This window comes from Aureimonas sp. OT7, assembly GCF_014844055.1.
Lineage (GTDB): Bacteria > Pseudomonadota > Alphaproteobacteria > Rhizobiales > Rhizobiaceae > Aureimonas > Aureimonas altamirensis_A.
Window position 1 is genome coordinate 593,725 of record NZ_CP062167.1, and the last position, 12,471, is coordinate 606,195.

10 protein-coding genes and 1 pseudogene are annotated in these 12,471 nt (G+C 66.0%); 7 read left to right on the plus strand and 4 right to left on the minus strand.

Features of this window, described 5'->3' with window-relative positions; genetic code table 11:
• Positions 1 to 40 precede the first annotated feature (40 nt).
• Positions 41 to 703, minus strand: a complete 663-nt coding sequence (locus IGS74_RS02825) for a hydrolase (RefSeq protein WP_192389183.1) — start codon at positions 701 to 703, stop codon at positions 41 to 43.
• Positions 704 to 864: 161 nt separating this feature from the next.
• Here IGS74_RS02825 and IGS74_RS02830 point away from each other — a divergent pair, with 161 nt between their 5' ends.
• On the plus strand, positions 865 to 1,752 hold the full coding sequence (locus tag IGS74_RS02830) for a LysR family transcriptional regulator (protein WP_192389184.1): 888 nt from the start codon (positions 865 to 867) through the stop codon (positions 1,750 to 1,752).
• Here the strand turns inward: IGS74_RS02830 and IGS74_RS02835 are convergent.
• Positions 1,736 to 2,692, minus strand: a complete 957-nt coding sequence (locus IGS74_RS02835; protein WP_192389186.1) for a zinc-binding alcohol dehydrogenase family protein — start codon at positions 2,690 to 2,692, stop codon at positions 1,736 to 1,738. The genes IGS74_RS02830 and IGS74_RS02835 overlap by 17 nt on opposite strands.
• A gap of 193 nt (positions 2,693 to 2,885) precedes the next feature.
• Entirely contained in the window at positions 2,886 to 4,496 is a 1,611-nt protein-coding gene (locus IGS74_RS02840; RefSeq protein WP_192389188.1) for an AarF/UbiB family protein, read from the minus strand.
• A 155-nt stretch (positions 4,497 to 4,651) separates the two neighbouring features.
• Here IGS74_RS02840 and IGS74_RS02845 point away from each other — a divergent pair, with 155 nt between their 5' ends.
• The 4 genes from IGS74_RS02845 to IGS74_RS02860 all read left to right on the plus strand — a co-directional run bounded on the left by IGS74_RS02845 (position 4,652) and on the right by IGS74_RS02860 (position 9,552).
• Positions 4,652 to 5,551: a LysR family transcriptional regulator gene (locus tag IGS74_RS02845; RefSeq protein WP_192389190.1), complete on the plus strand. Its 900-nt coding sequence runs from the start codon at positions 4,652 to 4,654 to the stop codon at positions 5,549 to 5,551.
• A 196-nt stretch (positions 5,552 to 5,747) separates the two neighbouring features.
• A complete protein-coding gene (locus tag IGS74_RS02850; RefSeq protein WP_192389192.1) occupies positions 5,748 to 6,683 on the plus strand; it encodes a pirin family protein in 936 nt (311 codons plus the stop codon).
• A 120-nt stretch (positions 6,684 to 6,803) separates the two neighbouring features.
• Positions 6,804 to 7,853 (plus strand): LLM class flavin-dependent oxidoreductase, encoded by a 1,050-nt coding sequence (locus tag IGS74_RS02855; protein ID WP_039195123.1) that lies wholly within the window; start codon positions 6,804 to 6,806, stop codon positions 7,851 to 7,853.
• A gap of 169 nt (positions 7,854 to 8,022) precedes the next feature.
• Complete coding sequence (locus IGS74_RS02860; protein WP_192389194.1) at positions 8,023 to 9,552, plus strand: aldehyde dehydrogenase (NADP(+)); 1,530 nt, start codon at positions 8,023 to 8,025, stop codon at positions 9,550 to 9,552.
• Positions 9,553 to 9,714: 162 nt separating this feature from the next.
• Here the strand turns inward: IGS74_RS02860 and IGS74_RS20180 are convergent.
• Positions 9,715 to 10,098: pseudogene (locus IGS74_RS20180) on the minus strand (cell wall hydrolase); the annotation flags it as partial.
• Between the two features lie 272 nt (positions 10,099 to 10,370).
• Between IGS74_RS20180 and IGS74_RS02870 the strand changes: the two are divergent.
• Both IGS74_RS02870 and thiD read left to right on the plus strand, forming a co-directional pair.
• The gene (locus IGS74_RS02870; protein ID WP_192389198.1) at positions 10,371 to 11,612 is read left to right on the plus strand and encodes a serine hydrolase; all 1,242 of its coding nucleotides are present in this window, start codon (positions 10,371 to 10,373) and stop codon (positions 11,610 to 11,612) included.
• Positions 11,613 to 11,664: 52 nt separating this feature from the next.
• Positions 11,665 to 12,468, plus strand: coding sequence for a bifunctional hydroxymethylpyrimidine kinase/phosphomethylpyrimidine kinase (thiD, locus tag IGS74_RS02875; RefSeq protein WP_192389200.1), 804 nt, complete (start codon positions 11,665 to 11,667; stop codon positions 12,466 to 12,468).
• The last annotated feature ends 3 nt before the right edge of the window (positions 12,469 to 12,471 follow it).

The window sequence follows — 12,471 nt, forward strand, 5'->3', positions numbered from 1 at the left end:
CGTGGCGTCCGGCCAGGCGCTCGCCATCCAGGGTCAATTGTTACAGGCCGGCCTTGCTGGCCGCCTGCACGGGCGTGTTCAGAAGCTGCTGTTCCCACAGATAGGCGATGCCACTGCCGCCGGCATGGTCGATTATGACGTCGGTCAGTGCGCCCGCCGTCTCCTCGCGCGCCCAATCGCGCTGCCATTCGGCAGCCAGCGCAAGCCAGGTCATCAAGTTGACGCCGGCCCCGATCATCCTCTGGATGGCGATCTCATGGGCTTCGACGGACGTCCCGCCCGATGCGTCGGTGATCACGGTGACGTCCCAGCCTTCGCCCGCGGCCTGGATTGCCGGCATCGCGACGCAGACTTCGGTCCACAGGCCGGCGATGACCAACTGCTTGCGGCCGGTCGCCTTGACCACGTCCACCACCTTCGGATCCTGCCAGGTGTTGATGAAGGTGCGGTCGATCACCTCCTGCCCCGGGAACACATCGGTGAGATGCTTGAAGAGCAGCCCGCCACGCCCGGCAATCACGCTGGTCAGGATCGTGGGGACGTCGAAGACCTTTGCAGCCTTCGCAAGCGCCGTCGTGTTGTTCACCACGGCTTGCGGATCATGGCTGTTCACGTTCGCCAGTTGATAGGGCTGGTGGTCGATCATGACGAGGACCGAATCTTCGGGACGAAGGAGTGAGTCTAGGCCGTTGCGAAAGGTCATGGATGAAAGTTCCTGGGTTCGGGGGGTAATCGAGACACACGCTGCTGCGGGCCGGAAGCGCCCTTCTCGACGCGGTGTCTGCCCGAGAACCCTGTCATTCGGGGGGTCGATACGGTAGTCAGCGTTTGCGCGGAACACTGTATCGGAACCGGGAACGCAGTATGGACATCGAGGATCTGCGGACGTTCGTGGAGGTCGCCGATGCGGGCGGCATCACGTCTGCGGCCGTCAGGCTCGGTGTTTCCAAATCGATGGTGAGCCGGCGGCTTGCGCGGCTCGAGGCCGAGCTTGGCGTGCAACTGCTGGCTCGGTCCACGCGCGGCGCGTCCTTGACGGAAGCCGGCGCCACGTTTCGGGATCATGCGGCCAGGGCCAGCGCAGAGATCGAAACCGCACGCGATACCATCCTGCCGGCCGGCGCGCTGAGCGGGCGTCTCAGGGTCGCCGCTCCCCTGACATTCGGTCCCACGCATTTTGCCGCTGTCCTCGCGGACATGGCATTGCGCCATCCGCAACTGCAGATCCAGACGAGCTACAGCGACCGCTTCGTGGATCTGATCGCAGAAGGGTTCGATTGCGCCATCCGGGTCGGCACGCTCCGCGATTCGAACCTGGTGTCGAAACGCGTCGGCCCCCTGTACGGCAAGTTCGTTGCCAGTCCCGCCTATGTGGAAGCCCACGGCTCGCCGGAAACGCCGGAGGAACTCATCACGCACCAGGCGCTGATGCAGGGCATGGAAACCTGGCAGGTGACGGACGGTGACAGGATCCTGACCATTCGCCCACAGGGCCGTTTCAAAGCCGATAACGGGGCAGCCCTCGTCGTCGCCGCCGTGGCCGGATTGGGTATCGCGGCGCTCCCCGACGATCTGATCGACGATCATCTGCAATCCGGCGCGCTGATGACCGTCATGGCACATCATCCGCCGCCGCCGGCCGGTATCTATGTCGTTCGCCCGCCCGGACGGCATCCTGCAAGGAAGGTGCGCGTCCTCACCGACATGTTGATCGCGTGTTTCGACCGCGACGGTGTCAGGGGGTCATCATGACCCGGCCCAGAGGCCTTGCCGTCTCTGCATGATCATGGGCCTTCGACGCCTCCCGCAGGGGGAAAACCCGATCGATCACCACTTCGATGCGCCCTTGCGCTGCGGCCTCCAGCAGGTCGTCGACCGTCCGGTGCACCATCGGTCGTTCGAACAGGGACCCCATGAAAACGCCGTGCAGCGTCTGGTTGTTCTGCATGGGCGACCAGAGATCCACATCAAGGCCGCCGCCGCCGGCATTTCCAACGAAGACGAGCCGTCCTTCGGTGGCGAGCGCGGACAGAGACGTCTGCAGTGTCGACCCAACGGGGTCGATCACGAGATCGGCGCCCTTGCCATCGGTCAGCCGAAGGACATGGTCGACGACATCGTGGCGAAGCCGGTCGATGACATGGGCTGCGCCAAGGGCGGTCAGGCGCGCCTGTCGCTCGTGGCCACTGGCAACCGCGATGACCGTCGCCCCAACCTGCCGCGCGATCTGGACAGCCGCCAGACCGACACCGCCGGCGGCGCCCTGGATCAGGACCGTCTCGCCGCTGGCGAGCCCGCCCCGGGTGGTGATGCAGTGCCGGGCCGTGCCGAAGCCGATCGGCGTTGCTGCGGCACGCATCATGTCCAGGCCCTGCGGGATCGGCCAGGTTCGTGAGGCAGGCACGGCCCACAGCTCGGCATGCGATCCGTCCATGTTGAAAGCCGTTACCCGCTGGCCGACCGCCCGGTCTCTCACATTCTCGCCGATTGCGGCGACGGTGCCGGCTGCGGCGTAACCGACAATCCAGGAGGATCGCTGGGGGACGGAACGCCGGTTGATCAGGTCGCCGCCCTCGATCGAAATCGCCGCGACGGCGATCAGCACATCCTCCGGCCCACAGACGGGATCCGGAACATCGGCATATCTCAGGACGCTCGGAGGCCCGGGTTTGTCGTAGACCGCAGCCTTCATCTTGCCATTCTCCTTCCCAAGGCATCGGACCCTGGCCGGGCGCGTTGCTCCGGGTGAGGTACCGTCGGGCGAGCGTGGCGAACAGGCATGCCATCGGTAGAACTCTGTCGCAGAAAGAGGAACGCGCAACCTGGCCGCTGCCGCGGTCCCATGTCGGCCTCGGACCTGCCGCTACGAAGCGGGCTCGGCCGCGTCAGCCGCGTTTGAAGACGATCCATAAGCATGCCGCCACAACGGCCAGGACGCCCAGCCCCAGAAAAGCAGGAACGCCCCAGATACTGGGCCCGATCTCGAACAGCTTCGGTGCCAGGCCCAGCGCGAACGCCCCTGCCACGATCGCGACAGCCAGTTTGGTCGCAGCCCTTTCGACATGGACGCCGAGCTCGTCCATCTGCGGCGCCTGGACATGCATCTTCAGGCGGCCTTCCGCCAGGCTGGAAAACAGGCTGCGCAGGGCGTGCGGCGCCTCCTTCGAAACGTCCCGCAACTCCAGCAGAAGGCCAAGCCCCTCGCGCGCAAGCGTTGCGGGATTGTTCGCCGCCAGGGTGGAACGACGGACGATCGGGCCGGCAAGGGCGATGACGTCAAGGCCGGGATCGAGGCGACGCAAGCTGCCCTCGGCGGTCAGCAACGCCTTGATGAAAAGAGCCAGGTCTGGCGGCAGGGGCAAATGGTGGCGACGTCCAAGCTCTGTAAAGTCGCGCATCGCATTGGCGAAATTGAACGGGTGGGTGCTGTTTCGCATCGCAAACGCATCGGCATCCGCCGTCAGCGCATCCTGTCCGCCCTCAGGCGCTCCGCCCCATTTGATCATGACGTTCCGCACACCCCGGCCGTCGCCGGCGATGACGGCGCCGATAAACTGGACGACTTCGGATCGGCGGGTCGACGACAGGCGCCCGATCATTCCGAAATCGATGAAGCCGACACGGTTTCCAGCGAGGCAGAAGAGGTTGCCGGGATGAGGGTCCGCATGGAACAGACCCTCCTCGAATGCGGCCTTCAGGAAGGCCTCGGCGCCCCGTCGCGCCAGGAGAGCACGATCGAGACCGGATGCGGACAGCGCCTTCGCATCCGAAACCGCGACACCCGACAGGCGATCCTGAACCAGAAGTCTTTCGCTCGTGAAGGGCCAATGGATCGCCGGGACGACGATGTTCCGGTCCTGTGCGAATGCATCGGCAAGCGTTTCGGTGTTGCGTGCCTCGGCGGTGAAATCGAGCTCTTCGAGCAACGCATTGGAGAGCAGGCGAACGATCTCGCCAGGGCGATAGCGGCGAACGTCGGGCAGGTTCTGTTCCGCCAGCTCGGCAATATGCAGGAGTATGCGCAGGTCCGCTTCCATCTGCCTGCGGATGCCTGGCCGGCGCAGTTTCAGGACAACCTTCCGGCCATCGTGCAGCCGGGCCGCGTACACCTGTCCGATCGAAGCTGCCGCAATCGGCTTTTCGTCGAACGCTTCGAAGACCTCGCTGGCTGGCTGGCCCAACGCCTCGTTCAGGCGGGGGATCATGATCCCGGCGTCGACCACCGCTGCGTCATCCTGCAGCTTCTCGAATTCGGCAACCCATTCGGGAGGGAAAAGGTCGCCTCGCGTGGCGAGGATCTGACCGAGTTTGACGAAGGTCGGACCAAGCTCCTGCAAAGCGGCGCGCGCGCGCTCCGGGGTCGGCTGCTTCGGTACGACGTCCGAGGGCATGGGTATGCCGGCGAGAAGATGGCCGAACCCGAACCGTGTAACGATCGTGGCGATCTCGACCACTCTCTGCCGGTCTCGCGTCAACACATATGCCGTCTTGATCAAGCATGCCTCTTTCGAAAACCCGGGCGGTGGACCATCCTCATGTAGGGAGTTTCCCGGACAAGGCCCTGGGGAGGCCGGTATAATTTGCCATGCCCCGGAGCAACGCGGTAGTGCGATGGTCAACCAGGCCGTGTCGCAGGATCAGGGACGCCGAAATGGACATCGAGCATCTGCGAACATTCGTCGCCGTGGCCGATGCAGGGGGCGTGTCGGCCGCCGCACGCCGCCTCGGCGTCTCCAAGTCGATCGTCAGCCGGCGGCTTCTTCGGATCGAAGCGGAGCTCGGCGTCCAGCTCCTTGCGCGAACCACCCGCGGCGCCGCGCTGACCGAGGCGGGCATAACCTTCAGGCGCCATGCGGCTCGCGCCTGCGCCGAGATCGATACGGCCAGGGAAACGATCACCCCTACCGGCGAACTGCGCGGCGTTCTCAGGGTTGCGATGCCGCTGACGTTCGGCCCGACGCATTTTGCCTCCGTCGTCGCGGACATGGCGCGCCAGCATCCGCAACTCCACGTCCACACCTCCTACAGCGACCGCTTCGTCGATCTCATCGCGGAGGGTTTCGATTGCGCCATCCGGGGCGCCTACCTTCCGGATTCCAACCTGATCGCAAGGCGCGTCGGGCCGATCCACGGCAAGCTCGTCGCAAGCCCGGCCTATGTCGACGCGTACGGGGCACCGCAAACCCCGGCCGAACTCGCCAGCCATCAGGCTCTCATGCAGGGAACGGAAACCTGGCAGTTCAGGGATGGCGACAGGATCGTCACCGTCCAGCCGCAGGGCAGGTTCAAGGCCGATAGCGCCACGGCCCTTGCTGCCGCCGCGGCGGCGGGCCTCGGCGTCGCCTGGCTGCCCGATTGCATCACCTATGACTATCTGGCGTCCGGCGCGTTGGTCCCGATCATGATGCGCTATCCCGTCCCGCCGGGGGCCGTCTTCGTCGTCCGCCCGCCAAGTCAGCATCCGACGCGGAAGGTGGGGGTGCTGACCGAGATGATGATCGAATACTTCGCACGAAATCCGGAGATCTGGGGGCTCGACCCTCAGGCATGAATTGGGGGCCTGGCCGTGTATCGCGACCGGCCGGTGGCGGCGCCACCGTGCGCGAGGGCAACGCCCGTACGTTCCACTTTCCGTAACACAGCATGACGCGGCCCGGGGCTAGTGCGGCGGGCGGCAATGCGCCAGCCTGGGGGCAAGTGCATCTGCGGGGTTGGAGCCACCCGGAAGCCCATAAAGGAGACGAAGCATGAGTTGGAATCCGGCAATCGATCCCGGCTGCCCCGATGAGGTCGGCTTCGACGCGATCGAAACACTCATCGTTCCACGCTCCCGCGATCTTGGCGGGTTCCAGGTTCGGCGCGCCTTGCCGGCGCCGAAGCGGCAGATGGTCGGACCGTTCATCTTCTTCGACCAGGCCGGGCCGGCCGAGTTCCTGACCGGCCAGGGGGTCGACGTTCGGCCGCACCCGCACATCGGTCTTGGCACGGTCACCTACCTTTATCGCGGCGACTTTCATCACCGGGACAGCACCGGGGCCGACCAGACGATCCGTCCGGGCGAGTTGAACTGGATGGTCGCCGGGCGTGGCGTGACCCATTCCGAGCGCACCTCCGCAGCGGCCCGAAGCGGTCCGAGCAGCCTGCTCGGCATCCAGACGTGGCTGGCGCTGCCCGAATCCCACGAGGACATGGTGCCGACGTTCGAGCATCATGGAAGGGAAGCCTTGCCGGTGATCGAGGATCGCGGCGCGCAGGTCCGTCTTATCCTCGGCAGCGCCTATGGCGAGACCGCCCCCGCCACCATGTACTCGCAGACCTTCTACGCCGACGTGAAGCTGGCCGCGGGCGGCCTGTTGCCGATGCCGGACGATCACGAGGACCGTGGCATCTACATCGTCGAAGGCTCGATCTCGGTCGCCGGCCAGGATTTCGAGGCCGGCCGGATGATGGTCTTCCGCCCCGGCGACAGGATCACGGTCGCCGCCGGCGACAGGGGTGCGCGCCTGATGATCCTGGGCGGCGCGACGCTTCCCGGTCCCCGTTACATCTGGTGGAATTTCGTTGCATCCTCGCAGGAGCGCATCGAAGAGGCGAAAGCCGAATGGCGGGCGCAGAACTGGGGCAAGGGGCGCTTCGATCTTCCGGTCGATGACCGGGATGAGCACATTCCGCTTCCGGATTGAGCGGTTGGCGCGTTTTTCGTGGCGCGTCGCCCCGGCGGACCATCGGTGCCGACCATCCGTCCCTCGCCGCTCTCCCAACCATGCCCCACACCTGGCCGCCACGAACTGAAGGAACCATGCATGGAAATCGGTATCGACAGCTTTGCCGCCATTCTGCCGGATCCGGCGACGGGCAAGCCGCCGTCGGCAACCGACCGCATGGCCGATCTGCTCGATGAGGTCGAGGTTGCCGACCGGGCCGGGCTCGATGTCTTCGGCATTGGCGAGCACCATCGTGCCGAGTTTCTGGATTCGGCACCGCCCATCATACTGGCCGCCGCCGCGGCACGCACCAGCCGGATCAGGCTGACGAGCGCCGTGACGGTGCTGAGCGCCGCCGACCCGGTCCGTGTCTTCCAGGAGTTCGCGACGCTGGACCTGATCGCCAGGGGCCGCGCCGAAATCGTCGTCGGGCGGGGCTCGTTCGGCGAAGCCTATCCGCTCTTCGGTGCCGACCCACGAGACTACGACGAGCTCTTCGCCGAAAAGCTCGATCTTCTCCTGAAGCTGAACGGGACGACCTATCCGATCTGGAAGGGCCGCTTCCGCGCACCCCTTGAGGGCCAGGGCATCTATCCGCGCCCCCATCAGCCGCGCCTGCCGCTGTGGATCGGCGTCGGCGGCACGCCGCGCTCGTTTGCGCGCGCGGGCACGCTCGGCCTGCCGCTGATGGTGGCGATCATAGGCGGAACCTTCGAGCGGTTCCGCCCGCTCGTCGACCTTTATCGCGAGGCCGGCAAAAGCGCCGGGCATAGCCCCGACACCCTCAAGGTAGGCATCCATGCGATGGGCTTCGTCGGCGAAACCGACGCGGCGGCCCGGGATGCGTTCTTCCCCGGCTGGGCGCACCTGACCGGCAGGATCGGCCGCGAGCGCGGCTGGCCGCCGCCGTCACGGGAGCAGTTCGACGCCATGGCGAGCCCGGAAGGGGCGTTCCTGATCGGCGATCCGGCAACGGTCGCAGCCAAGATGCTGCACGCAAGCGAGACGCTCGGCGGCCTCTCGCGCATCACCTTCCAGATGAGTACCGCCTCTTTGGAAACGGCCGCGATGAAGCGTTCGATCGAGCTTCTGGGCACCGAAGTCGCCCCCATCGTCCGCGCGGCCGCGCACGAGGGTCAACCATCCTGAACTGTCCCGTCGTCTGCAAACGGCATCACCGGCAGCCGCGCTCCGCGTCCATGCCTTGACGTTGGGCCTCCCTTGCGAAAGGTATGCGCCTTGGATTTGCACATTGTCTGCAAAATCCATTGTTTCGCCGGTTCCCCGGCGAAAAGGATCGATACAAGGGAGAGCCCATATGCCGATCACCGGCGAGAACCTCATAGGCGGTAAGGCCGTACGTGGCACAAATGGCGAAGCCCGTGCCTTCGACCCTGCCACCGGTACGACGCTTGAACCCACTTTCGGCGGCGCCACCGAGGCCGACCTCGAAGAGGCCTGTGCGCTGGCCGAGGCTGCCTTCGACGATTATCGCAATCGTCCGCTGGAAGAGCGCGCGGCCTTCCTGGAAGCCATCGCCGACAACATCATGGCCCTCGGCGACGAACTGATCGAACGCTGCGTGGCCGAAAGCGGCCTGCCGCGCGGTCGTATCGAGGGCGAGCGCGGGCGCACCGTCGGCCAGTTGCGTTTCTTTGCCGATATCGTCCGCAAGAAGACCTTCCTGCGGACGGTGAAGGATGCGGCGGACGAGACGCGCAAGCCGGCCCGCAAGCCCGAACTGCGCGCACACATGATCGGGCTCGGCCCCGTTGCCGTCTTCTCGGCCTCCAACTTCCCCCTGGCCTTCTCGATTGCGGGCGGCGACACCGCTTCGGCTCTGGCGGCGGGCTGTCCGGTCGTCACCAAGGCGCATTCCGCCCATCTCGGCACCTCCGAACTGGTGGGACGCGCCGTGCAGAAGGCCGTGGCCGACAAGGGCATGCCGGTGGGAACCTTCGCGCTCCTGTTCGATACCGGCCGCAAGATCGGCCAGGGCCTGGTGGCCGATGCCCGCATCAAGGCGGTCGGCTTCACCGGGTCGCGCGGGGGCGGCACGGCCCTCATGAAGATCGCGCAGGACAGGCCGGTGCCGATCCCCGTCTATGCGGAGATGAGCTCGATCAACCCCGTGCTCCTGATGCCGGGCGCGCTGGCGGAGCGGGGCGAGGCCATCGCCACCGCCTTCGCCCAGTCGGTCACGCTCGGCTCCGGCCAGTTCTGCACCAACCCCGGCCTCATCCTGGCAGTCGAAGGCCCGGAGGTAACGGCGTTCGAGAAGGCCGCAGCCGCCGCGCTCGGAGGCATCGCAGCGCAGACGATGCTGACGCCCGGCATTCACAAGGCGTTCGCCGACGGCGTTTCCAACCTTGCCGGCAACCCGGCCGTTAGTGAACTCGGCCGTGGCCAGCCGGGGCAGGGATGCCAGGGGCAGCCGGCGCTGTTTGCCGTTTCAGGTGCGGACTTCACGGCCGATCCGTCGTTGCACGATGAGGTGTTCGGCGCCGCATCGCTTGTGGTCCGCTGCAAGGACGAAACCGAACTGCGCGAGATCCTGGAGGGGATCGAGGGCCAGTTGACCATCGCGCTGCATATCGCGCCGTCCGATGGAGAGCGGGTCAAGGCGCTGCTGCCGCTGCTGGAGCGCAAGGCCGGCCGCCTGCTCGTCAACGGCTTCGGAACGGGTGTCGAGGTCTCTGCCGCCATGGTGCATGGCGGGCCGTACCCGTCCACGTCGGACGGGCGTTCCACCTCGGTCGGGGCCATGGCCATCGACCGCTTCCTGCGGCCGGTGTCCTACCAGGACTTCCCGGAAGAGCTACTTCCGGTCGACCTGCGCGGCCTTTAGAGCCTGGAGAATGCCGGAGCCGGCGCCATTGCGGTTGGCCGGCTCCGCTTCGGGCGCGATCGACATCACGATGGGATTGCCGGCGGCCATGTGCGCCGCCTGCGCACTGCGTGCCTCGCTCTGCGATGTCATCCGCCGCCCCTCGCGCAACTGGCGCGACAGCCTCTGGTAGAAGGCGTTTCCGCCAGCCACCGCAACGTAGTTCATGTTCGGATAGCCGAAGCTGAGGCCCGCCGTGTGGAAATACATGGCGTTGCCGACAAGCGCATGGCGCTCGCCCTGCAGAACCGCTTCGGCCACGCGCTCTGCACGCTCCTTGCCTGCCTTCATGGGGCGCGTCATCACGCCGCTCGCAAACTGGTTCTTCTGCCCGACGACGCCGCAGACGGATTCCGGGTAGCTCTCGGACCCGACCCGGTTCATCACAACCGTTCCGACTGCCAGCATGCCCTCGTCACTGGATCGGTTGGATTCGAAATACATGGCGCGCGCCAAGCATTCCTTGTCCTTTGGATCGACTTGTTTCCTGGGCGCAAGCTCAGCCATATCCGTAGACTGGCAGGCGGCGAGTGCGCATAGAGCAAGCATCGACAGGGCCCTGACGGCCTTGTTGGCAGCGACGTCCGATATGTTCATCTTATCCGTGAATGCAATTGTCCCCAGGTAGATCGCTATTGGCGGGATGCGGCGAGAACTGGGCAGGGAAACCCCAATTCTATTTTGTGCGACAATGGATCGCACGCGCGATGCCTCTTGCATTGCCATCGGCTTTGGTCTCGAAGGACAACCAGAGATTGAATTTGCAGTGGGTGAAGCCGATGCGCGGACATCGATATGCCATTTACCGGCCGTTGCGGCGGATCGTTATTGCCGTCCTGCTGACATTCGGCTGCCTGGCAGCGCCGGCCCGTTCGCAGGAGCGGGACGCCGCTGTTTCCGATATCGGCACGGTGCAGGAGATGTATGACGGCAAACTGCTGCCGGACCGGCAGGTGCGTACCTTCCGCAACATAGACCGCCTGTTCCCGACCCGCATCGTCGCCGCCGGCGGCCCGGTGCGCGTGTTCGCGCCCTCGTCGCGCAGCCTCGACGGATTGGTCATCCGGTCCGGTGGCAAGACCTACGATCTCTACGACTACATGTCGATGAACCGCGTTGCCGGGCTGATGGTGCTGAAGAACGGCGAAACCGTCTTCGAGGATTACGAGCTCGGAAACGACGGGGACACGCGCTGGATGTCGATGTCGATCGCCAAGTCGATCACTTCGACCCTTGTGGGAGCCGCCATCCGTGACGGGAAGATCGAGCGGATCGACGATCGCGTGGACACTTACCTGCCGGCGCTCAAGGGCACCGTCTATGACGGGGTGACGATCCGCCAGATCCTGTTGATGTCGTCCGGCGTCAAATGGAACGAGCGCTATACGGACCCGGCGTCCGACCGCCGGCGCATGCTGGACCTGCAGATCGGCCAGGAGCCTCATTCCATCCTGCGGTTCATGGGCTCTCTCGACCGGCTGGGAGAGCCGGGCGCCGTCTGGACCTACTCGACAGGCGAGACGCACATTCTGGGAGAGCTGGTCGCCGCGGCGACGGGCCGGCCGCTGGCCGACTATCTTTCGGAGAAGATCTGGTCGCGCGCCGGCATGGAGCGGGACGCGACATGGTGGCTGGAATCCCCGGACGGGCTGGAGGTCGGCGGAAGCGGCCTGTCGGCGACGCTGCGCGACTATGCCCGCTTCGGGCAGTTCATCCTGGAGGATGGCACCATCGGCGGCGAGCGCATCCTGCCCGAGGGTTGGGTGCGGCAGGCCGGTGCACCGCACGAGATCGGCGGGCGCATGGTGGATTACGGCTACATGTGGTGGCCCGTGTCGCAGAATGACGGGTTCGAGCAGGATGGCGCTTTCGCAGCCATCGGCATCTTTGGCCAGTATATCTACATCAATCCGCGCCGACAGGTGGTGATCGCCATGTGGGGCGCCCAGTCCAAGCCCGAGGGCTCCTGGCCCGTAGACGAGTACGATTTCCTGGAGGCCGTGGCGCGGCATCTGGATTGACAGGCGAGGACAGCCCCGCCATCCACGGCATTTCAGCATCGCAGGGGGCCGTATGACCATTATCGCCATGACCATCGCCGGCTCCGATTCCGGCGGCGGCGCCGGTATCCAGGCCGACCTGAAGACCTTCTCCGCGCTCGGCGTCTTCGGCACGAGCGTCTTGACGGCGGTGACGGCGCAGAACACGCAGGGCGTGACGGCGATCGAGACGCTGTCGCCCGCAATGGTGGCGGCCCAGATCGACGCTGTGCTGACAGACATGGATGTCGGCGCGATCAAGATCGGCATGGTGTCTTCCGCCGCGACGGCGGAGGCCATCGCCGACCGCCTAGCCGCCTACGGGCGACGGGCCGTGCTGGACCCCGTCATGGTCGCGACATCGGGCGACACGCTGCTGGAGCCGGGCGCCGTCGATAATCTGAAGCGCATGCTGCTGCCGCTGGCGGAGATCGTCACGCCCAATCTTCCGGAGGCGGCACTGTTGACTGGCCGCGAGCCGGCGCAGGACGATGAGGAACTGGCGCGCCAGGCGGACAGCATCCTGGCGATGGGCGCCGGTAGCGTGCTGATCAAGGGTGGGCACGGCAAGGGCGCCGAGTGCCGCGACATGCTCTTCCGCCCGGGTAGCGAGCCGCTGGCGCTGGTGGCGCCGAGGCTCCGCACCACCAACGATCACGGCACGGGGTGCACCCTGTCGGCGGCGATCGCCGCGGGCCGCGCCAGGGGCGAAAGCCTGGACGAGGCGACGGCCTCGGCAAAAGCCTACCTCCATGCCGCACTGGCCGCCGCCGAAGGGCTCCGCATCGGCAGGGGGCACGGGCCGGTCCATCACTTTCATCGGTGGTGGCCGGCCTGACCG